5 protein-coding genes are annotated in these 24,184 nt (G+C 72.6%); 1 reads left to right on the forward strand and 4 read right to left on the reverse strand.

The window, feature by feature from the left end:
* From FL311_RS01150 to FL311_RS01165, 4 genes are all read right to left on the reverse strand, one after another.
* A partial coding sequence (locus tag FL311_RS01150) for a non-ribosomal peptide synthetase (protein WP_141322945.1) occupies positions 1-5,615 on the reverse strand: 5,615 nt, incomplete at its 3' end.
* Complete coding sequence (locus tag FL311_RS01155; protein WP_141322946.1) at positions 5,612-9,667, reverse strand: non-ribosomal peptide synthetase; 4,056 nt, start codon at positions 9,665-9,667, stop codon at positions 5,612-5,614. The genes FL311_RS01150 and FL311_RS01155, both read right to left, overlap by 4 nt.
* Complete coding sequence (locus tag FL311_RS01160; protein WP_194868995.1) at positions 9,664-21,801, reverse strand: type I polyketide synthase; 12,138 nt, start codon at positions 21,799-21,801, stop codon at positions 9,664-9,666. Before FL311_RS01160 ends, FL311_RS01155 begins: the two co-directional genes overlap by 4 nt.
* Before the next feature lie 487 nt (positions 21,802-22,288).
* Complete coding sequence (locus FL311_RS01165) at positions 22,289-23,188, reverse strand: LysR family transcriptional regulator (RefSeq protein WP_141322948.1); 900 nt, start codon at positions 23,186-23,188, stop codon at positions 22,289-22,291.
* A gap of 102 nt (positions 23,189-23,290) precedes the next feature.
* On the opposite strand from FL311_RS01165, the gene FL311_RS01170 reads away from it, so the two are divergent.
* Positions 23,291-24,157 carry an aldo/keto reductase family oxidoreductase gene (locus FL311_RS01170; RefSeq protein ID WP_141322949.1) on the forward strand — a complete coding sequence of 289 codons (867 nt, stop codon included), beginning with the start codon at positions 23,291-23,293 and terminating at the stop codon, positions 24,155-24,157.
* The last annotated feature ends 27 nt before the right edge of the window (positions 24,158-24,184 follow it).

A 24,184-nucleotide genomic window follows, 5' to 3' on the forward strand; every position in this document is an offset into this window, starting at 1 on the left:
CCCGCAAGCTCCCTCAGTGCCTTCTCGCTCCTCGCTGACAGCGCCAGCACGTGCCTCGGCCTCTCCGCCCCACCCTTCCTCTCCACCTCCGGCGCCTCTTCCAGCACCACGTGCGCGTTCGTCCCGCCGATGCCGAACGAGCTCACGCCGGCGCGGCGCGGCGTCGAGGCGGCGCGCCACTCCGCGAGCCGCGTGTTCACGAAGAAGGGGCTGTGCGCGAAGTCGAGCTGCGGGTGAGGTGCCTTGAAGTTCAGGCTGGGAGGAAGGCGTCGGTGCTGCAGCGACAGCACCGTCTTGATGAGCCCGGCGATGCCCGCCGCGACCTCCAGGTGCCCCACGTTGGTCTTCACCGAGCCGATGGGACAGACGCCCACCGCGTCGGCGTCGGCACCGAAGGCCTGCTGGAGCGCGGCGAACTCGATCTGGTCGCCCAGCGGCGTGCCCGTCCCGTGCGTCTCGATGTAGCCGATGCTGCGGGGGCTCACGCCCGCGGCCGTCAGCGCGGAGGCGATGACCGCGGCCTGACCCTCCTGGCTCGGCGCCGTGTAGCCAACCTTCACCGAGCCGTCGTTGTTGACCGCCGAGCCGCGGATGACGGCGCGGATGCAATCGCCATCCGCCAGCGCGTCGGCGAGGCGCTTGAGCACCACCACACCCGCGCCACTTCCGAAGAGGGTGCCCTGGGCGTCCGCGTCGAACGCACGGCAGTGACCATCCGGGGAGAGGATGCCGCCCTGCTCGTAGAGATAGCCGGAGCGCTGCGGCAACCGCACGGCCACGCCACCAGCGAGCGCCAGGTCGCACTCGCGGTTGCGCAGCGCCTGGCTCGCCAGGTGGACGGCCACCAGCGACGAGGAGCACGCCGTCTGGACGCTGATGCTCGGCCCCTTCAGTCCGAGCCGATACGAGACATGCGTCGCCAGGTAGTCCTTGTCGTTCCCAATCAGCGTCTGCAGGTCTCGGACCGCGCCCTCTCTCCCCACCGACGAGCCGAGGTGGAACAGGAGGTAGTTGCTGATGATGGAGCCAGCATAGACGCCCACCAGCGACTGGAGGCGCTTCGGGTCATAGCCCGCGTCCTCGATGGCCTCCCACACACACTCCATGAAGATGCGGTGCTGAGGGTCCGTGAGCCGGGCCTGCTTCGGCATCAGCCCGAAGTGCTCGGCGTCGAAGAGCTCCACGTCGTCGAGCACCGCGCCGGCCCGGACGTAGCGAGGGTCCTCCAGGTGCGAGGGCTCCAGCACCGAGCCGCGCAGCTCCTCCTCCGTGAAGAACGAGACCGACTCGACCCCGTCACACAGGTTCCGCCAGAACTCCGCCAGGTTCCTCGCGCCGGGGAACCGGCCCGACATCCCGACGATGGCGATGGCCGACTCCAGCGCGGGGTCCGGACGCGCGCTCGGCACGGGCACGGCCTTCGGACGCGGCGCCTCACGGACAGGCTCGCGTCGCGCCTCGGTGCCCCGCGTCGACACGTACTCCGCCAGCGCGCTGACGGTGGTGAACCGGAACATCTGCGCGATGGGCAGGTCCACATGGAGCCGCTCCCGCAGCCGCCGGTGGACCTGGACGATCTGCACCGACGTGCCCCCCAGGTCGAAGAAGTTGCGGTGGATGTCCACCTCGTCCAGGTGGAGCACCTCCTGGAGGATGGTGGCCAGGGAGCGCTCCACCTCCGTGCGCGGCGCACGGGACGCGGGCAGCGCCACCTGCGCGCTGTCGCTCGGCTCACGCAGGGCGTCGCGGTCCACCTTGCCGTTGGACGTCAGCGGCAGCGCGTCCATCAGCACGAAGGACGTGGGGACCATGTAGTCCGGGAGCCGGGCGACCAGGTGACGCCGCAGCTCCTCGGGGAGCGAGGTCGCCGGGGCCGAGCGCGTCGCGGGCGTGGCCTTCTTCACCGAGGCGCCGACGCCCCCGACCAGGAAGCTGTGCAGGAGGACATGCCCCGCGTCCAGCGCGAGCTGCTGGCGCAGCGGCTCGAAGTCCAGGCCACCAATCGGACACAGGCCCAGCTCGCCTCCCACCGCCGAGCCCATCAGGAGCTGGGCGATGTAGCCCGCCTCGAGCAGACAGAAGTCCCGCGCGAGGTCTCCGTACAGCGGCTGGATGGCGTCGAGCTGGCCGACGAGGAACACGGACAACGCCGCGTCGTCGAAGGTGGCCCGGTTTCCCGGCGCGTGCTGGACGCGGCTCATGACCACGTCCGGCGAGAGCAGCACCAGCGCGTGCTGCTTCGGATGGTAGTAGTACGTCCCGCCCGCGAGCCCCTGGACCCGCCCGGCCTTGACGTGCAGGTAGACCTGCACCGGATAGAGCCCTCCCGCCGACGCGTAGCGGTACTTGGGGAGCAGCGAGTCCTCGAGCTGGACCTGCATCAGGCAGCTCAACAACTCGGAGAGCTGTCCGACGGAGACGGGGCTCGAGCGGAAGGACTTGTGACTGCGCCGGTCGACGACGGCCTGGAGCCGCGCGGCGTCGAGGACCGGCTTCGCGAGCGCGATGGACTCACGGGCGCCGACATCCGTCCGCAGCCCAGGCCCCTTCAGCTTGAACTCGAGGCGCGCGATGGGGTCGGAGATGACGCCCAGTCGAGGCTCCGGCTCATGCGCCTCGTCCAGCGTCGCGTCCGAGGGCTCCTTCTCGAGGACGTGGGTCGGAATCGTGGCGTCCGGGACGACATAGGCCACCAGGCGCCGCGGTCCCCCCGGCTTGCCGAGCGCCTTGACCACGGCCCCTCTCACGGCTGGGTGTGAATCGAGCGCGGCCTCGATTTCGCCCAGCTCGATGCGGTGCCCCTGGATCTTGACCTGGAAGTCCTCACGGCCGAGGAACTCGATGTTCCCGTCCGGCAGGAAGCGCCCCAAGTCACCGGTGGCGTAGAGGCGCTCACCGGTTCGCGGGTGGACGATGAAGCGGGCGGCGGTGCGCTCCGCGTCGCCGTGGTAGCCCAGCGCCAGTCCCACCCCGCCGATGTAGAGCTGCCCCGCCACCCACTCGGGGCAGGGCTCGAGCGCGTCGTCCAGCACGTGGAAGCGCTGGTTCACCATCGGGTGGCCGTAGGGGATGCTCCGCCACGCGCGGTCGACCTCGCCAATCCGATACAGGATGGACCAGATGGACGCCTCCGTCGCGCCGCCCAGGCTCACCAGCTCGATGCCCGCGCGCTGGCTCCGGATGCGCTCGGGCAACGTGACGGGAATCCAGTCCCCGCTCATCATCACCAGGCGCAGCGAGTCCGGCAGGCGCTGCCCCGCGCCCTCGACGAACTCGATGAGCATCTCCATCAGCGCCGGAACCGAGTTCCACACCGTCACCCGGCCCTCGGTGAGGACCGACAGCCAGTGGCCCGGGTCGCGCAGCGTGCCGGGCGCCGGCATCACGATGGCCGCCCCCGCCGCGAGCGTCCCGAAGACGTCGTAGACCGAGAGGTCGAAGCTGAGCGACGAGAGCGCGAACACCCGGTCCTCGGGCCCCACCCCGAAGCGCTCGTTGATGTCGACCAGGGTGTTCACCGCGCCCTGGTGGTCGATCATCACCCCCTTGGGCCGCCCCGTCGAACCCGAGGTGTAGATGACATACGCGAGGCCATTGCCTCGCACGGCGGGGGGCTCCGCGTCCCCGACGTCGAGCGCGCCGTCCAGGTCCACCGCGAGCCGTCGGGGCCCCTCGGGCCAGGTGAGCGACGCGTCGAGGTGCGCCTGCGTGAGCACGAGATCGACGCGCGCGTCCCGCAGCAGCTCGTGGAGCCGCCCGGTCGGCAGGCCCGGGTCCAACGGCAGATAGGCCGCGCCCGCGCGCAGGATGGCGAGCGCGGAGAGCACCTGCTCCGGGCCCTTCTCCGCGACGATGGCCACCAGGCGCTCGGGCCGCGCGCCCCGGGCGACGAGCCACGACGCGAGCCGCGCCGAGCGCCGCTCCAGCGCTCCGTAGGTGAGCACCTTGTCGCCCGCGATGATGGCGGGTGCCTGGGGCCGCGTGGCCGCCTGACGCAGGAAGAGCGTCTCCATCCGCTCCGACGGGACGGGCCGCCCCGTGGCGTTGTAGGCCTCCCGTCGCGCGAGCTGCTCGGCCGGGAGCGGCTGCCGCGCGGGGGCCTCCCAGGCGGATGGGTCCTCCACCAGCCGGCGCAGGAGCCGGACATAGGCCCCGAAGAGCGCGTCCATCAACCCCTGGGGGAACTGCGCGTCGACGGAGTCCCAGCTGAAGTACAGCGCGTCGTTGAGCTCGAAGACCTGGTGGTCCAGCCACACCTGCGGCGTCTGGCTGACGACCTCCACGATTCGCACGCCCTCGCCCATCCGCAGCGAGCGCCCCGTCTCCGACAGCAGGCTCGTGAACACGAAGGGCATGCCCATCCCCGTGTCCAGACGGCCGAGCCGGGCCGCCTCGCGCAGGACCTGCACGCTCGACACGATGGAGTGCTCCAGGTCGTCGAAGAGCTGCCCCTGCAGTCGCCGGGCGCGCTGGGCGAAGGACTCCGGCTGGGAGCCGTCCACCTCCAGCAGGATGCCCGAGGTGAAGTCGCCGACGATGCGCTCCACGTCCTCGAGCAACGGCAGCCGGTTGAAGAGCGTCAGGTTGAGCGTCAGCCGCTGGCCGCGGCCGTGGGCGCGCAGCACCTCGCCATAGGCCGCGGCCAGCGCCATGGACGCCGTCACCCCCGCCGCGGCGGCGCGCTCGCGGAAGGTCTTCCACGCGGCGGGCTCCAGGCCGCCCTTGCGGCGGGAGAAGCGACGAGGTCCCCGGGTGCCCGGGTCGGCGGCGAGCGGCAGCTCGGGCGGACCGGGCAGCGTCGCCAGCCGGCCGCGCCAGTACTCCAGCGCGCGCTGATAGGCCTGGGCCCCCTGCTCGCGACGTCGCGCGGCGGCGGCGAAGTACTCGCGGAAGGTGTGCTTCAGCGGCGCGAGCGGCGCCTCCAGGTCCTGGTACAGCACCACGCACTGCTCGATGAGCAGCTGCACGCTGAAGGCGTCCGCCACGAGCAGGTCCAGGCTGATGTGCACGTGGACCTGTCCCCCTGGGAGCTGGGAGGCGCGGACCTCGAAGAGCGGGAAGCGGTCGGCCGGCAGCACCTGATGGGACAGCTCCGCGCGAATCGCCGCGAGGTGCGCGTCGACGCTCCCGGCCGGGGCCGCGCGGAGGTCGTACGTCGTGACGCGGAACGGCGGCACGGACGCCAGGACCACCTGCTCGCCCGTGGGCAGCACCACCATGCGCAGCATGTCGTGGTGCGCGATGAGCCGCTGGAGCACCCGCTCGAGGCGGGCGGGGTCCAGCGCGTCGAACGCGAGCTCCAGGTAGCTGTGCGCCGCGACGCCGCCCGCGTCGAACGCGTCCTGCCGCCCCACCCAGTAGGCGTTCTGGATGTCGGTGAGGGGGAACGGCGAGAAGCGCGCGTCCTCCGGCGGTGGGACGACCGCGGCCTGGACCTCCGCCACGCGGGAGGTGGCGCTCAGGTGCTCCACGAGCTGGTGCTTGCGCTCACGCAGCGCCGCGCGCACCTCGTCCGTGACGTGGCCCGGAGGCGCGCGGAACCGCAGCGCCTCGCCCTCCACCCACAGCTCGATGCCCTGCCGCTGAAGCTCGACGATGAACTCGGCCGTCTTCACAACGCCCCCTCTTCCCAAGCGATGGCGCCGCCCACCAGGCTGTGCAGGTACACGTGCGGCTCCTCCAACCGGAACGCGGCGCGGAGGTCGTCGAAGCGCAGCTCCCCCACCTGGCAGAGCCCGAGCTGCTGCTCCGCGGCGCGCAGCTCCAGCAACTGCGAGATGAGCCCCGCCTCGAGCAGCGCGAAGTCCCGCCACTTCTCGCCGTAGAGCGGCGCGATGGCGCGCCTGTCACACACCAGGAAGAGCGAGAACGCGGAGCTGGCGAACATGGACCGGTTGGTGGGCGCGTGGAGGCTGGCGTCGAGCGCGTCCACCGCCGAGAGCCGCACCAGCGCGTGGCGCGCCGGCTCGTGGTAGTACGCGCCCGCCTCGAGCCCCCGAACCCGTCCGGCGCTCACGTGGAGGTACAGCTGGACGCCGTACGCGCTCCCCGCCGAGCCGTACTGGTATTTGGAGCGCCCTCCGACCTCGAGCGAGCGCAGACACGACAGCAGGCGCCCCAGCGCCTGGGCCTCCACGGGCTCGGACGAGAAGGTCCGGTGGCTGGAGCGCTCCAGGTGACGGCGCCGCGCCTCGCCCTCGGAGAGCCCGGCCATCGGGACCACGGGCGTCCCCGCATCGAAGGTGCGGACGCCGTGGCGCGCGCGCTTCCAGGCCTCGCGTTGCTCGGGGTCCAGCAGCAACCCCTCCTCCACCTTCGCGCTCGCGGGTGGGGCCTCCGCCGGCGGGTGCCGGGTGTAGTAGGCGACGATGTCCGCGGTGTTGCGCAGCGTGAGGAACTCCGACATCCGGGGCCGGCTCCCGAAGGCCTGCTCCAACATCGTCGCGAGCTTGATGAGCTCCACCGACGTGGCGCCAAGCTGGAGCAGCGACGCCTCCGGCTCGACGCTGGGGCGCTTGAGGACCTCGGCGACGAGGCGGGTGATTCGCGTGAAGACCTCCCCGCCGCGCGCCTCCAGGGGCAGCGCGCCGTGGACGGGCTCCTCCACCGGCGTGGGCAGCGCCTTGCGGTCGACCTTGCCGTTCGCCGATTGCGGCAGCGCCCGCAGCCGCATGAAGACGCCCGGCACCATGTAGTGCGGCAGCGTCCTGCCCAGGAACTCCCGCAGCGCGTCGTCCGTGGGCGCGGGCTGCCCCTCCATGGGGACGACGTAGCCCACCAGCTTGCGCTGCGTGCGCTCCCCGGGCGCGGCGACGACGGCCTCGCGGAGGGCGGGATGGCGGCAGAGCGCGGCCTCGATTTCGCCCAGCTCGATGCGGTGGCCGGCGACCTTGACCTGGAAGTCCTTGCGGCCCAGGAACTCGATGTATCCACCGGGCAGGAAGCGGCCCAGGTCGCCCGTGCGGTAGAGGCGCTCGCCGGTGTCTGGGTGCGTGAAGAAGCGCGCGCGCGACAGCTCCTCGTCGCCGAAGTAGCCCCGGGCCAGGCCGGCGCCTCCGATGAAGAGGTCGCCCGGCACGTGCTCCGGCCGCGGCGCCAGCGCCTCGTCGAGCACATGGAAGCGCTGGTTCAGCATCGGCCGGCCGTAGGGGATGCTGCGCGCCCCGGGCTCGACCTGGGTGATGGGGTGCAGGATGGACCAGACCGCGCCCTCGGTCGCCCCGCCCAGGCTGATGACCTGGATGTCGCGGGACAAGCGGCGGATGCGGTCCGGCAGCGTGACGGGAATCCAGTCACCGCTCATCAACACCAGGCGCAGGGACTCCGGGAGGCGCTCACCGCGTGTCTCCACCAGGTCCACCAGCATCTCCATCAGCGTCGGGACGGAGTTCCACACCGTCACGCGCGCCTCGCGCAGCCACCGCAGCCAGCTCGCCGGCTCCCATGTCGCGTCGGGCTCGGGCAGCACGAGCGTCGCGCCCGCCGCCAGGCTCCCGAAGATGTCGTAGACCGACAGGTCGAAGCCCAGCGACGACAGGCCGAAGACCCGGTCCTCCGGGCCGACCCCGAAGCGGGTGTTGATGTCCTGGAGCGTGTTCGCCGCGGCGCGGTGCTCGACCATCACCCCTTTGGGGCGCCCCGTCGAACCCGAGGTGTAGATGCAATACGCCAGGTCCGCCGGCGAACGTGCCGGCGCGTGCGGCGGCTCCCCGGTCGCGCTGTCCGGGATGCTCACCACCCGGACGCCCTCCGGCCACGCGAACCGCTCCGCCAGCCCCGGCTCCGTCACCACGACCTGCACCTTCCCCTCCTGAAGGAGGAGCCGGCGGCGCTCGTCCGGCAGCGCGGGGTCGATGGGGAGATAGGCCGCCCCGGCCAGTGGGATGGCCGTCACCGCGACCACCTGCCTCCAGCCCTTCTCCAGGATGACCGCCACCAAGCCATCGGGCCGCGCATCCAGTTCGGCCAGTCGGGTCGCCAGCGCGCCCGCGTGTCCACGGAGCTCCGCGTAGCTCAGCGTCCGCTCCGCGCTCACCACCGCGGCGTGCGAGGGGGCGCGTCGTGCCTGGGCCAGGAAGAGCGCCTCCAGGCGCGCCTCGGGGATGGGCGACGCGGTGGCGTTGAACGCCTCACGGCGCGCGGCCTGCGCGGCCGGCAGTCGCACCGGGGAGCGCGCCTCCCAGACGGCGTCCTCCTCCGCGAGCCGACCGAGCAGGGACTCGTAGGCCGCGAAGGCGTCCTCGAGCATGCCCGCGGGGAAGAGCCCCTCCGGGCTGTCCCAGGAGTAGCGCAGCGCCCCGTCCTCCTCCCGGACCTGGTGGTCGAGCCACACCTGCGGCGTCTGGGTGATGCCGTGGACCGTCTCGCCCAGCCACCCGAAGGGCGAGCCCGCGCCCGCGCCGCCGGGCCTGTGTCCCAGCAGGCTCGTGAAGACGATGGGCATGAGCGCTCCCGCGGCACCTTCGCGCCGCCTCGCGCGCTCGCGCATCACCCGCATGCCGCTGAAGAGCAGGTGCTCGAGGTCCCGGGCAAGCTGCTCGCGGAGCTGGACCGCGCGCTGGGTGAACGACGTGCCGCGCCCGTCGACCTCGAGCAGCACGTTCGTCGTGAAGTCACCGACCACCTGGTCGATGGCCGGGTGGATGGGCAGACGCCTGAAGAGCGTGAGGTTGAGGCAGAAGCGGGCGCTCTCGCTCCATGCGGCGAGCACCTCCGCGAACGCGGCGCAGACCACGCCGGAGCGGGTCAGCCCGGCTTGCGCGGACCGCTCCTTCAGCCGCTCCCATCGCCTCGCGTCCAGGCTTCCGCCCAGCCGCCGGAACGCGGGGCGCACCAACTGCTCGGGAGGCGTGGCCAGGGGCAGCACCGGGGCTTCCGGCAGGTCATCCAGGCGCGCGCGCCAGTAGGCCTCGGCGCTCCGGTAGGCCGTCGTATCGCGGGCGGAGAGCTCCGCGAGCACGTGCTCCCGGAAGGACACCGGGACCGGCTCCAGCACCTTCTCCGGCGCCGCGTACAGCTCGCGCCACTCCTCGAGGAGCGCGAGCACGGCGGCGGCGTCCATCGTGATGGCGTCGATGTCCAGGTGGATGCGCGTGCGGTTCCCATCGAGCAGCGTCGCGCGCAGCTCGAAGGTGGGCCACTGCCCCAGCGGCACGGAGCGGTTGGAGAGCTCCTGGCGAATCCCGGCGAGCTTCGCCTCGACGACGTCCCGCGCCTGTCCACGCAGGTCCAGCACGGGCATGGAGAAGGACGGCACCTGCTCCAGCACGCGCTGCTCCCCCGACGGGAGCACCACGGCGCGCAGCATGGCGTGCCGCTCGATGAGGCGCCGCCACGCGCGCGACAGCCGCTCCACGTCCAGCGCCTGGCCGTCGAGCTCGTGGTACAGGTGGCAGGAGATGCCGCCGACGCCGAAGTCGGTGCCGCGTCCGACCAGATAGGCCTCCTGGATTTCGGTCAGCGGGAAGGGCGCGTGCTCCTGCTCGGAGCGGAGGGCCTCGCCCTGGCGTCGGAGCAGCTCGAGCACCTCCGCCTTCCGGGCGGCGATGTGCTGCTGCAGCTCGGGCGTGATGACGTTGCGCGCGGCGCGGACCCGGAGGTGCTCGCCCTCGACCTTGAGCTCCACACCCAGGCGCGTCAGCTCGGCAATCAGTTCGGTGGCATTCAAAATTGGAACTCCTCCATCGGGTCATCCAGGGCCACCTCCGGCGGAGGCGGCACGGCGTCGAGGCTCTCGAGGACGAGCGCCACGAGGTCGTCGAAGCTCAGGCCGCTCAACAGCTTCACGGCCGGCACCGAGACCCCCAGCGCCAGCTCCAGCCGCGCCTTGAGCTTCATGCCCATCAGCGAGTCGAAGCCGAAGCGGACCAGCGGCAGGCGGCCGTCGGCCAGGTCTCCAGGGAGGGCCAGCATCGAGACCACCTCGCGCCGCAGCGAGCCGTCGACGCGCGCCCGACGCGCCTCGGGGGTCATCCGGGCCAGCTCGTGGAGCGCGGGAAGTCCCTCGGCCACCGCCGTGCCCGGGGCCCGGGGCCGCGCGCGGAGGAGGAAGTCGGTCAGGAGCGAGGCGTGGTCCGCCGAGGGATAGACCTGTCCCCACTTCGCCCAGTCGATGCGGGCGATGCCCACGTGCGTCTCGGTCGTTCCTCGCAGGAGCCTGCCGAGGATGGCCACGCCTTCGTCCGGCGCGAGGCTCTCCAGGCCCAGGGCCTCCAGCCGGGCGCCCCGGTCGGCGCGCGCCGCGGCGAGTCCGACCTCCGCCCAGGGGCCCCACGCCAGCGAGCACGCGGGCAGTCCACGCGCCCGCCGCTCGGCGGCCAGCGCATCCAGGAAGGCGTTCGCGGCGCTGTAGTTCGCCTGCCCCACCCCGCCGAGCAGCGCGGCGATGGAGGAGAACATCACGAAGAAGTCGAGCGGGTCCGCTCGCGTCTGCTGGTCCAGGTGGAGCGCCCCCGCGACCTTCGGCCGCAGGACCCGCTCGATGCGCTCGCGCTCCTGGCTCGCCAGCAACGCATCGTCGAGCAGCCCCGCCGCGTGGATGACACCCCGAAGCGGAGGCATGTCCGCGCGCAGCTCCGAGAGCGCACGCGCGAGGGACGCTTGCTCGCCCACGTCCGCCGCGAGCACACGCACCGAGACGCCCTCCGCCGCGAGGGCCTGGAGCACGACGCGGGCCTCCTCGGAAGGCGCGTTGCGCCCCAGGAGCGCCAGGTGCCGCGCGCCCTCCTTCGCGAGCCACCGCGCGCACCGCAGCCCCAGCCCGCCCAGGCCCCCCGTGATGAGGTACGTCGCGTCCGCGACGACCGGCACGGGGCCGGGCTCCGGGATGACCTCCAGGGACTGGAGTCGCTGGGCGAGCCGCGCGCCGTCCCGCCACGCGACGCGGTCCTCGCCATCCAGGAGCCGCAGCTCCGTGCACAGCGAATGCACCGTGTCCGCGGCCGGCGCGGGGTCCAGGTCCACGAGCGTGCAGCGGACTTCCGGGTGCTCGTGGCGCAGCGTGGCCCCGAGCCCCCAGAGCGGCGCCTGGGCCAGCGAGAGCGCGTGCCGCGCGTCCGTCGACTGGGCGCCCCGCGTGACGAGCCACAGCCGGGGGGGCACCGCGCGCTTCAGCTGCGTCAGGGCCTGGAGGACCCGCACCGCGCCGACCAGGACCTCGGTGGTGACCCGCGCCTCGCTCCCGGGCTCCAGGGCGCCGACATCGAGCGCCGCCAGGTACATCACCCCGCGACAGGGGCCCGCGCCGAGCGCCGCTTCCAATCGGCCCAGCAGCGACGCCTCCGACTCCGTCGACTCAGGGGCCGCCATCACCTGGCACGGCGAGCCCTCCGCCCCCAGCCGCTCCGCCACCGCGGCGCCGACACCTCCACGGTCCGTCAGGAGCAGCCAGGGTCCCGTCTCCCGCGTCGGAGCCGTGACGGCAGGCGCCGGTCGCCAACGGACCTGGAACAGGTCCTGGCCGGGCGCACGCACACGCTCCCTCGTGAAGGCCTCGCGGGGGGCGCGCCGGACGACGAGCCCCTCCACCCACGCGACCGTCCCCCCGTCCTCACCGAAGAGGCGGAAGTCGGCGCTCAGCGTCTCGCCCTCCTGGCCGCTCCCGGGCCGCGGCATGGCGTGCGCCCAGAGCGTGCCGCGAGGCGGCGACAGGAAGACCACACCTTCGATGCCCACGGGAATCAGGGGCACGCCGTCATCGCGCACGACGCCCGGGACGCCGCGCAGGACATGGAAGAGGGAGTCGAGCAACCCGGGGTGCAACGGTGTCGCCGGCTGCCGGTCCTCGGGCTCCGGCGCGCGCATGCGTCCCAACGCCTCCCGCTCCCCCTGCCACAGCTGCTCGACCCAGCGGAAGCGCCGCCCGAGCGAGATCCCCTCGGCATCCATCGTCTCGTAGACCCGCGCCACCTCCAGGGGGGTCGGACATCGCGCGCGCAGCTGCTCCAGCGACACCGCCGCGTCGACTCGCGGCGCGCCGGAGCGCAGCACCTTGCCCTCCGCGTGGAGCACCCAGTCGCCCCCCGCCTCCTGGCTCTGGATGCGGAAGGAGGCGCGTCCCGACTGCTCCGCTCCCACCACCACCGAGACGGGACGCCCGAGCCCCGCCTCCACCACGAGCGCACGCGGGAAGACGATGTCGGCCAGACGAATCGGCGCGGTGCCCTGGAGCGACTGGAGCGCGGAGAGCACCATCGAGACATGCCCGGCCCCCGCGACCACCACCGCGCCGTGCAGCAGGTGCTCGCCCAGCAATGGCATCCGCTCCACCGACAGCTCCACCTCGAACAGCGTCTCCGCCAGCGGAGAGCGCACGCGGCGCCCGTGCAGGGGCAGTACCTCCTGCGTGGAGGCGGGCCTCGAGGCGGCGGGAGCCGGGCTCGCGACCCAGTAGCGCTCCTTGCGCCAGGGATAGGACGGCAGCGGCACCAACGCCCCGCCCTCCGGGAAGAGCCGCTCCCAGGCTGGCGAGACGCCCGCGACGAACAGACCGCCCAGCAGCGCGCGCAGGGTGTGACGCTCGGCCTCTCCCCGGCGCAGCGCGGACACCACCGTCGCGCTCCCGCCCGCCTGCTGGAAGCACTGCTGCACCGGACGCGACAGGACCGCGTTGGGTCCAATCTCGACGAAGAGCGAATGGCCTTCGCTCGCGAGCGCGGAGATGGCGGGGGCGAAGCGCACGGGCTGCCGGAGGTTGCGGGCCCAGTAGTCGCGGTCGAGGTCCCGCCCCTCCGCGCGCAGGCCGGTGACCGAGGAGAAGAGGGGGAGCGTCTCGGACCGAGGGCTCAGCCCCTCCAGCGCCTGTCGCAGCGCCTCCAGGTGGGGCTCCACCGCGTGGCTGTGCGAGGCGTAGTCCAGGCCGAGCCGACGACAGGAGACGCCGCGCGCCGTCAGCGCGCCGAGCACCTCCTCCATCGCTCCCGCGTCACCGGACAGGAGCACCGACGTCGGACTGTTGAGCGCGGCGATGGACAGCCGCGTGCCCTGCGCCGCGATGGCCTCGGCGGCCTCCGCCTCGGAGAGCTCCACCGCGCTCATCGCGCCACTCCCCGCGATGGCCGCGAGGATGCGGCTGCGCTCGAGGGTGATGCGCATCGCGTCCTCGACCGAGAGGACCCCGGCCGCGTGTGCCGCCGCCACCTCTCCGATGCTGGACCCCAGGACCGCGTCGGGCTCCAACCCCCAGGAGCGCAGGAGCGCCACGAGCGCCGCCTGGAGCGCGAAGTGCGCGGGCTGGGAGATGTGGGCCAGCTCGAAGCGGGGCTGCTCGCGCCGCAGCTCCTCGATGACGGACCAGCCCGCGAGCTTCATCAGCACGGCGTCCACGGACCGCAGGGCCTCGCGGAAGACGGGCTCCTCCTCGAGGAGCGCGCGCCCCGCGCCGGACCACTGCCCTCCCTGTCCGGTGAACAGGAAGACGACCCTGGGGGCCGCGCCGGGGAGGGCATAGCCGGACGTGACGTCCGGGTGCGACAAGCCACGAAGGAAGGCCTCCAGCGCCTCCGCGGCGCTGCTTCGGGAACGAGCCACCACGGCGAGCCGATGCTCGTGGTGACTCCGACGACAGCTCGTGGAGTAACAGAGGTCGCGCCAGGCCGCGCCGTCGCCTCCGGTCAGCGTCGCGGACAGACGTCCCGCGGCCTCGCGCAGGGACTCCGCCGAGCGGGCCGACAGGATGAGCAATTCGGGACGCTCCACGGACGCCGGGGCCTCTGCCCCAGGCTCACGCTTCGGGGCCTCCTCGAGGACCACGTGGGCGTTGGTCCCGCTGAAGCCGAACGAGCTGACCCCGGCGATGCGCCGCGCCCCGTCCGGGACCTGCCACGCGCGGTGCTCGGAGATCACCTCGACGGGCAGCTCGGCCCAGGGGATGTGGGGGCTGGGCTCCTTGAAGTGGAGACTGCGCGGCAGCTCGCCCTGGCGAAGCGCGAGGATGGCCTTGATGAGGCTGGCGATTCCCGCCGCGCCCTCCAGGTGTCCCAGGTTCGTCTTGACCGAGCCGATTCCCAGCGGCGAGGAGGCGGGGCGCCCACGCCCGAGGACCGCCGCGAGCGCCTGCACCTCGATGGGGTCACCCAGGGACGTCCCGGTGCCGTGCGCCTCGACGTAGCCGACGTCTTGCGGGGCGACGCCACCCTGTCGCAGGGCGCTCTCGATGACGCGCTCCTGGGCGGGCCTGCTCGGCGCCGTGAGGCCATTCGAGCGGCCATCCTGGTTGACGGCCGTCCCCCGGATGACGGCGAGGACGGGGTCGCCCTCCGCGAGCGCCTCCGACAAGCGCTTGAGGACCACCACGCCCGCGCCCTCTCCTCGCACATAGCCATTGGCGGAGCGGTCGAAGGCCTTGCAGGCGCCGTCCGGGGACAGCGCCTTCAGCTTCGAGAAGTACACCGTCATGCGCGGCGAGAGCAGCAGGTTGGAGCCGCCCACGAGCGCGACGTCACACTCCCCGTCCCGCAGGCTCTGGCAGGCCAGGTGCGTGGCGACCAGGGACGAGGAGCAGGCGGTGTCGACGGCGAAGGTGGGGCCCTCCAGGCCCAGCGCATACGCGATGCGTCCGGCCGCCACGCTCAGCACGCCACCGGAGCCCGAGTAGGCGTTGATGCCGCGAGCATCGGCGGCGTTGAGTTCCAGCAGCGCGTAGTCGCTCAGGCAGATGCCCAGGAACACCCCGGTGGGGGTCCCCTTGAGCCGCTCCACCGCCATGCCCGCGCGCTCCAGCGCCTCCCAGCTCAGCTCCAGCAACATGCGCTGCTGCGGGTCCATCGACCGGGCCTCCGCGCCGGAGATGCCGAAGAACGAGGCGTCGAACGCGTCGATGTCGTCGATGAAGCCGCCGTGTCGCGAGTACGTCTTGCCGGGGACCTCCGGGTCCGCGTCGTACCAGTCGTCGAGCGCCCAGCGCGAAGCGGGCACCTCGCGCACCGCGTTCACGCCGTCTGCGAGCAGGCGCCAGTAGTCCTCCGGGCTCCGGACCCCACCGGGCAGCCGGCAGGACATCCCCACCACGGCGATGGGCTCCGCGCCGTCCACGGCCGCCCTGCGTGGCTTCACGGCCCGAGGCGCCGGCTCCGAGGCCGCCGCGTCGGCGGAGGGGAGCTCGCGCCCCAGGAAGTCGAGCAGCTGCTCCAGGCTCGGGTGGTCGAACAACAACGTGACGGGGAGGGAACGACCGAGCGCGGCGGACAAGGCGTTGCGCAGCTGCAACGCCATCAGGGAGTCGAGCCCCAGCTCCTGGAGGGGTCGACGCGGGTCGATGGGCGACGAGGACGACAGCCCGAGGACGTCCGAGGCCTGCGACTGGAGCAGCGCGAGCAGTCGGGCGCGGGCCTCACGAGGCGAGGCCCCCGCGAACACCGTCGAGGGCGGCGCGGAGCGGGTGGGCTCGACGCGACGAAGCGCGAGGACCTCGAAGAAGGGAGCCAGTCCCTCCCGCGCCGCGCGCCCGCCGGTGGCCATCACCACCGTCTGCGTGAGGTCGGCGCCGAGGATGCCCTCCAGCGACGCGAGGGCCGCGGCGGGGGCGAGCATCCCCACTCCGAAACCGGACCAGGACTTGCCGGCGTCGGCGGACAGCCGCGCGGCCATGCCCACTTCGGCCCAGGGGCCCCAGTTGATGCTCGTGGCCGTCAGGCCGTTGGCGCGCCGGTGATGGGCCAGGGCGTCGAGGAAGGCATTGGCGGCGGCATAGCTGACCTGTCCCGTGGTCCCGAAGACGGCGCTCACGGAGGAGAACAGCACGAAGAAGTCGAGGCGCGACTCGAGGGTCTCGTGATGGAGGTTGAGCGCCCCCTGGACCTTGGGCGCGAGGACGTCGGCCATCCGCGCCCTGTCCTGGAGCACGAGGAGCCCATCGTCGAGGACGCCCGCGGCATGCACCACGCCCCGGAGCGGAGGCATCGCCGCGCGGCACTCCGACACCACCCGCGCGACCTGCTCGCGCGACGACACGTCGGCCTGTCGCACGGTGACGTTCGCGCCAGCGGACCGCAGCGCGTCCACGCGTGCCTGCGCGAGCGGCTCCGGCGCGCGGCGGCCCAGGAGGACCAGGTGACGCGCGCCCCGGTCCACCATCCACCGGGCGACCTCGAGCCCCAGGCCCCCGAGCCCGCCGGTGATGAGGTACGAGGCGTCGGCGCAGAGAGACAGTGGACGGGGCTCACGCGGAAGCCGCGCGCGTGCGAGCCGGGCCACGAGGCGACGCCCCGAGCGGAAGGCGACGCGGTCCTCATCCTGCGACGAGGAGAGTTCCTGGGCGAGCAGCGCCGCGTCCTCTCCAGGAGAGGACGGGTCCAGGTCGATGCGCACACACTGCAGCTCGGGGTGTTCGAGGGCCACCACGTGGCCCAGGCCCCAGAGCGGCGACTGCTCGACGGCGATGGCCCCCTCCTCCGCGCCGGTCGCCTGCGCGCCTCGCGTCACCAGGACCAGGCGCGGTGGAGTCCCACCGCCATGGGTCGCCAGCAGCCTCACGAGCCCGACCCCACGCTCGACACCGTCGAGTGGCGAGGACGTATCGAGCCCTCGCAGGTCGACGACTCCGATGCGGGCCCGCGTCGAATCGCCGAGCCCGACCCCACGCTCGATACCATCGAGTGGCGAGGACGTATCGAGCCCTCGCAGGTCGACGACTCCGATGCGGGCCCGCGTCGATTCACCGAGCGCGTCGAGACGCTCGAGCAGGCGCCGCTCATCGCCCTTGCCGGAGGACAGCGCCTCCACACGTGCACCAGGGCGACCGTGGTCGTCTGAAGCACCCGCGTCGCCGTGAGCCCCAGGACGTGCGAGGTCGGAGGAGAGCACCTCCACGCGAGCACCCCGAAGCTCGAGCTGTCGGGCGAGCGCCTCCGCGAAACCGCCGCGGTCCGCGAGGAGGAGCCAGGTGACGGGCTCACTCGCGGAGGCCAGCGCCGCCGCGGGCCGAGGCTGCCACTCCACCTGGAAGCGCAGCGGCGCCGCCCCCGTGTCTCGCCGCAGGACCGTGTCCCGAGGCGCCCGGCGAATCGTCAGGCCGTGGACCTCCGCCACGACAGCGCCCGCGTCGTCCAGCAACCGCAGGTCCACCGTCGAGGCCTCGTCGACCGCGCCCGTCCCCGAGCGCAGCACGAGATGACAGAACCGCGGACGTTGCGCCCCGTGGAGCACGAACCGGTCGATGCCGATGGGAACGAAGGCCATCCCCTCGATTGAGGAGAACCCCGAGACCGCCCCCAGCACCTGGAAGCACGAGTCGATGAGCCCCGGATGCAGCCGGTAGTCCTCCGCGCCATCCCCCTCGTCCGGAAGACGCAGCCGCCCCAGCGCCTCCCTCTCGCCCCGGGAGACCGCCTCCAGCCAGCGGAACTGTCGCCCCAGCACCAGGCCCTGTCGGTCGATGCCCTCATAGAAACGCTCGATGGACGGGAGCGCCTCGAAGCGGGCCTCGAGCCCGGCGAGCGGCTCGGCCTCGGAGGGCGCCTCCCCGCTTCGCTCCAGTCGCCCCGTGGCATGCAGCGTCCAGCGCGGTGACTCCGCGTCATCGCTCGCGAGCCGGGTCGACAGCCGGAAGTCACCCCCGGCCGCGATGGACACCTGGAAGACCCGCTCCTCGGCGTCCTCCATCACGATGGGACTCAGGAACAGCACATCCTGGACGCGACAACCCTCCGGCCCCCAGAGCCGACGGGCCGCCTCCAGCAGCATGCCGACCATGCTCGCGCCCGCGACCACCACCGTGCCGTAGAGCCGGTGGTCGGCGAGCAGCCGCACGCGGTCCGCCCGAAGGGAGGACTCGAAGCGCGCCTCGCCGAGGGGAGCCTCCACCGCGCGCCCCAGCAGCGGATGTCCCTTGTCTGGCGTGGCCCCGGGCGCGACGTCGAACCAGTAGCGCTCGCGCTGCCACGCATAGGACGGCAGCGCCACCCGCCGGCCCCCACGGGGGAAGACGCCCTTCCACGAGGGCTCGCGCCCCAACGTGTGGAGCGCCCCCAACGCGGCGAGCATCGTGATGCGAGGGGGCCGGTCACGGCGCGCGGAGAACAGCGCCGACGTCCCCTCCACCCCCGAGGCCTCGAGCGTCCGCGCCAGCGGCTGCGACAGCACCGGATGCGGGGAGACCTCGACGAAGACGCGGCAGCCGTCGGCGAGCATCGCCTGGATGGCCGGCGCGAACAGGACCCGCTGCCGGATGTTCGCGCGCCAGTGGTCCGCGTCGAGCACCGAGGCCAGGACCCGCCCACCCCGGACCGTGGAGTACAGCGGCGTCACCAGCGCCTTGGGCGCGAGCTCCCGCGTGCAGTCGTCCAGCTCCGCCAGGTGCGCGTCCATCTGCGCGCTGTGGAACGCGTGGTCGACGTTCAGGAGCCGGACGCGAATCCCCTGCGCCTGGAGGCTGTCCCGCAGCGACTCCAGCGACGCGCGCTCTCCCGAGACGACGATGTCCTCCGGACCGTTGAGCGCGGCGACCGACAGCGCTTCACCGTGAGGCGCGAGCAGCGGCGACAGTCGCTCGAGCGAGGTCGCCACCGTGGCCATGCCTCCGCGTCCGGCCGTCTTCCCCATCAAGCGGCTGCGGCTCACGACCAGGGCCATCGCCTCATCAAGCGACAGCGCGCCGGCGAGGTGCGCCGCGCTGACCTCTCCGATGCTGTGCCCCACCACCGCGTCCGGACGGATGCCCCACGCCGCCCACAGCGCGGCGAGCGACACCTGGAAGGCGAACAGGAGCGGCTGCTCCACCTCCGTGCGCGGCGGAGCGGCCCCCTCCCGCGCGGCCTCCATCGCCTCGACGAGCGAGGCCCCGGTGCGCGCGCGGAACGCCAGGTCGCAGCGCTCGAACATCTCCCGGAAGCAGGGCTCCTCCTCGAACAGGCGGGTGCTCTCCCCGAGCGGGAAGCCCCCCTGCCCCGAGAACACGAAGCCCACGCGCGGCGCCTCGCCCTGTCGGACCACCCCCTGGGACTGGAAGGCCCGAGGAGGCGCCCCCTGGCCGAACGCCTCGAGCTCCTCCGCCAGCGCCGTCCGCGTCCGGGCCACCAACGTCAACCGGTGCGCATGATGGTCACGCCAGAGCCCCGCGGTGGCGCAGAGGTCCGCGAGCGAGGGCGTGGGCGCGCCGCGAAGCTGCCCGGCGACACGACGGGCCTGCTCCCGGAGCGCGGGCTCCGTCCTCGCGGAGAGCACGAACAGCTCCGCGGCCCCGTCGGCGGTGGGAGGCACGGGGGCCTCCGGCAACACCCGCTCCCAACGAATCGCGTGGCCCGCCGAGGCGAGCGCGTCGAGCGCGCGATGAAGCCCGTCCAGGTCCGACGCTCCGCGCTGCAGCCCCTGCACCACCGTGGCCGTCGCCGCGTGGGCCGCGATGTTCTCCTCCACCGAGCGCGCGTGGATGGGATGCGGGTTGACGTCGAGGAAGACCTCGTGCCCGGAGTCGAGCAGCGTCTTCACCGCGTCGGCGAACCGCACGGGCGCCTGGAAGTTGTCGGTCCAGTACCCGGGTCCCAGCGACACGCCGTCGACGAACGCGCCCGACACCGTCGAGACCATCGGGATGCGCCCCGGCAGCGGCCTCAGCGCCGGACAGCCCGCCAGGAAGAGCGGCGCGAGCGGCGCCACCTGGGGGATGTGCGCATAGAAGTCGATCTCCACCGTGCGCGCGAAAATCCCCTCCGCCACCAGCCGCGAGGCGAAGTCCTGGAGGGCCGAGGGCTCTCCGCCGATGCCCGTGGACCGGGGGCTGTTCACCGAGGCGATGGCAATCCTCCCCGCCCCGGCGAGGCGCGCCTCCACCTCCGCCGCGGGGAGCCCCACCACGCCCATGCCCGCGCCGCCCGTCACGCTCCGCTGCACCTGGATGTAATGGCGCGCGAGCGCGAAGACCTCCTCCAGCGTGAGGATTCCCGCCACGTGCGCCGCGGCCCACTCGCCCACGCTGTAGCCGATGACGGCGCTCGGCTCGACGCCCCAGTCCCGCCACGTCGCCGCGAGCGAGACCTGGAGCGCGAGGACGACTGGCAACTGCACCTCACCCCGCTCGAAGCGCGAGCGGTGGCGAGGCGCGAGCAACGCCTCCACGAGCGAGTCGCCCCCGAGCCCCCGGTACACGGCGTCACAGGCCTCGAAGCGCGCGCGGAAGACGGGCTGCGTCGCGAGCAGCTCCCGCCCCATGCCCCACCACGCCGAGCCGGCGCCCGCGAAGAGGAACGCGAGCTTCCTCGGCCCTCCGGGGAGCGGCGGGCGGGGCACGACCAAGGGAGGCTCCACGGCCCGCCGGGGCCCCGGCAGATGCTCCTCGACGACGAGGTGACAGTTGGTGCCCCCGAAGCCGAAGGAGCTGATGCCCGCCAGCGCGGGCTCCTCGTCCCTGGGCCACGCCGTGAGCGCCGTCTGCATGCTCAGGCCCAGCGCCTCGAACGGGATGTGCGGGTTCGGCTGCTCGAAGTGCAGGCTCGCCGGGAGCCGCCGCTTCCGGATGGAGAGCGCCACCTTGATGACGCCCGCGACGCCCGCAGCGGCCTCCAGGTGCCCGATGTTGGTCTTCACCGAGCCCACGCGAAGGGGCTGCCCGGAAGCGCGCACCGCCCCGCCCAGCACGGCGCCCAGGGCCCGGGCCTCTATCGGGTCGCCCAGCGGCGTTCCCGTCCCGTGCAGTTCGACATACTGCACCCGCGCGGGGTCCACGCCCGAGGCGCCGTAGGCGGCGCGCAGCAACTGCTCCTGGGCCTTGGGGCTGGGGGCCGTCAGCCCGTTGCTGGCGCCGTCGTTGTTCACCGCGCCGCCACGGATGACGCAGTAGATGGAGTCCCCATCCGCCAGGGCGCGCGACAGGGGCTTGAGGACGACGACGCCCGCGCCCTCTCCGCGTCCGTAGCCGTTGGCCCGCGCATCGAAGGTCTTGCACCGCCCGTCCGGCGCGAGCGCACCGAAGGCAGAGACGGCCTGGAGCGTGCGGGGAGAGAGATTGAGCTGCACGCCCCCCGCGAGCGCCAGGGTCGACTCGCCCGCGCGCAGGCTGCGACAGGCCTCGAGGATGGCGACCAGCGACGAGGAACAGGCGGTGTCGATGGCCAGACTGGGGCCCTCGAACCCGAACACATAGGAGACCCTGTTCGCCACGATGCTCCCGGCGTGGCCGGTGCAGGTATGAAGGGAGGCGGAGGCCCCCTGGAGCGTCTGGAGGTCGGCGTAGTCGCGCCAGACCAGCCCCGTGAAGACGCCGGTGCGCGAGCCCCGCAGCGTCCCGGGCGCGAGGCCCGCGTCCTCGAGCGCCTCCCACGACAGCTCCAGCATCAAGCGCTGCTGGGGGTCCATCTGCCCCGCCTCCCGGGGCGAGATTCCGAAGAAGCCCGGGTCGAAGCGGTCGACCGTGTCGAGGAACGCGCCAGGTCGCTCCCAGGCTCCGGCAGAGGCCGCCCAGCGCTCCGGGGGCACGTCCGTCACGCAGTCGACGCGCTCCTGGAGGACCCGCCAGAAGCCCTCGGCATCCGGCGCGGAGGGGAAGCGACAGGCCAGCCCGACGATGGCGACAGGCTCCGAGGGCTCCTGGCCGGGCACGTCCCAGCCGGGCTTCGACGCCACTTCGGGTCCCAGCAGATGGGCCGCCAGCCCCGCGGGTGTCGGATGCTCCCAGATGAGCGTGGGCGACAGCGGCCGCCCCAGCACCCCCGACAGCCGGGAGATCAACTTGAGCGCGACGAGCGAGTCGACGCCCATCTGGAAGAACGGCGTCGCGAGCCCCACCTCGCTCGCCTCACGCCCCAGCAACGAGGACAGCTCGACCGCGAGCCACGCCCGCAGCCCGTCGACGTCGCCAACCCGCTCTTCCATTCCCTGCCTCACTGGCATCCGGGCGGTCTTCCGTCCACGACCGGAGACACCCTGGACGTCGCAAAAGACATACATGCCCGACACCAGGCATGCCCCCACGAATCCATGTGAATCAGCGATTGACCCTGCTACCGACACACCCGGCAACGCATACAACAACCCATGACTCCGCCGCTCGGGCGATCTCTCTCTACGCCCGGAACTCGCGCAATACCAGATGAATCTCTACCCTGGCAGACAGGGATGGAGAGCACTCCCGGACAATCTGACTTTGAGAATATGCACACTGCGGAACCATCCGAACATAGACACTCTCAACGCAGGTTTTGCGTCCACCTGCGTCACACCAATGTCAAACACGCCGTTCGCGCACGATTTGCGGGAGAGTGGATTCCCCATCCCCGGTTGAGGCTTCACGCCCGGGACCGTCACGGCCGTCAGGGGAAGGCCCTCGACCTGGGGAGGACGTTGCCCCCGCCGCGAACGCTCAGGTCTTCATCGACCGGATGAAGTCGATGAACGCGCGCAGCGGCGTGGGGAGGTGGTGGCGGCCGGGATAATAGAGGACCGGCCCGGAGAAGCTCGGCCACCAGGACTCGAGTACGGGGACCAGCTCGCCCCGGTCCATATAAGGACGAAGCCAGTCCTCGAAGTCATAGATGATGCCGGTCCCCGCCACGGCGGCGGCCACGGCCAGGTCCGTCGTTGTCCCGAGGCCGACGATGAGCGGGCCTTTGGGGTCGACGTTGAGCGTCACCCCGTCGCGCTCGAACTCCCATGCATGCAGCGGCCCCTTCGTGAACCGACCGCCCAGGCAGTCATGGTTCAGGAGCTCTCTTGGATGCCTCGGGCGCCCACGACGCGCGAGATACGCGGGCGAGGCGGCGGCCGCGAAGCGCTGGACACGCGGACCGATGGGCACCGCCACCATGTCCTGCGCGAGCCGCTCCTCGTAGCGGATGCCCGCGTCGTAGCCCTCGGCCACCACGTCGACCAGGCGCTCCTCCGCGATGACCTCCATGCGGATGTCGGGGTACTTCGCCAGGAACGGCGGCACGATGCGGGGCAACACCAGCCGCGCCGCCGCGATGGGGACATTGAGCCGCAGCCGCCCCGCCGGTCGGCCGCGGAAGTCGTTGACCACGTCCAACGCCGAGCGGACCTCCCCCAGCGCGGGCTCCAGCCGTTCGAGCAGCCGAGCCCCCGCATCCGTCAGCGTCACGCTGCGCGTCGTCCGGTGGAGCAGCCGAACCCCCAGCCGTGCCTCCAGCCGGCGGACGGCGTCCCCCAGCCTCGAGGCGCTGCTGCCCGTCACCCGCGCCGCGCCACGAAATCCGCCCTCGCGCGCCACCGCCCTGAATGCCGTCAGGTCCGAGAACTCATCCATCACTGTGCGGATTCTCGCACGGCCCGTACCCATTGCCATCGATTGTCGCGCAGTGACGCCCTGCCTAGAGAAAGGGGAACCTCGAACCCCAGGACCCCCACCATGTCTCCCCTCTCCAACACGTACCGCCTCGGCTCCCACACCGTCCGCCGCGTGGGTTACGGCGCCATGCAGCTCGCCGGCCCCGGTGTCTTCGGCCCGCCCAGGGACCGCAAGGCGGCCCTCGCCGTGCTGCGCGAGGCCATCGAGCAGGGCGTCGACCACCTGGACACCAGCGACATCTACGGCCCGCATGTGACGAACCAGCTCATCCGGGAAGCACTGCACCCCTATCGCGACGGGCTGGTCATCGCCACGAAGGTGGGCGCGGTGCGCGGCCCCCAGGGCTCCTGGGAGCCCGCCTCCTCTCCCGCGGACCTGGAGCGCTCGGTCCACGACAACCTGCGCAACCTCGGCCTCGACGTGCTGGACGTCGTGAACCTCCGGGCCATGTTCAGCGCCGAGGGCCCGGCGGAGGGCTCCATCGAGGCGCCTCTCACCGCGCTCGCCGAGCTCCAGCAGCGCGGCCTCATCCGCCACCTCGGCCTGAGCAACGTCACCCCGACGCAGGTCGCCGAGGGGCGCAAGCTCGTCGACGTCGTCTGCGTGCAGAACCACTACAACCTGGCGCACAGGCATGACGACGCGCTCATCGACCAGCTCGCCGCCACGGGGACCGCCTATGTGCCGTTCTTCCCGCTGGGCGGCTTCACCCCGCTGCAGTCGAGCACGCTGAACGACGTGGCCACGCGCCTGGGCGCGACGCCGATGCAGGTCGCCCTGGCGTGGCTGCTGCACCGCGCCCCCAACGTGCTGCTCATCCCGGGGACGTCGTCGTCCACCCACCTGCGGGAGAACCTCGCGAGCGCCTCGCTCTCACTGAGCGCCGGGGACCTGGACCTGCTCAACCGCCTCACCGAGCGGGTCTGACCGCGCGCGGGACACCACGCGCGGCGT

Source organism: Myxococcus sp. AB025B, assembly GCF_006518215.1.
Lineage (GTDB): Bacteria > Myxococcota > Myxococcia > Myxococcales > Myxococcaceae > Myxococcus > Myxococcus fulvus.

Coding starts and splice junctions, on each gene's coding strand:
- FL311_RS01170 (WP_141322949.1), top strand. CDS start 23,291: ATGTCTCCCCTCTCCAACACGTACCGCCTCGGCTCCCACACCGTCCGC.
- FL311_RS01165 (WP_141322948.1), bottom strand. CDS start 23,188: ATGGATGAGTTCTCGGACCTGACGGCATTCAGGGCGGTGGCGCGCGAG.
- FL311_RS01160 (WP_194868995.1), bottom strand. CDS start 21,801: ATGGAAGAGCGGGTTGGCGACGTCGACGGGCTGCGGGCGTGGCTCGCG.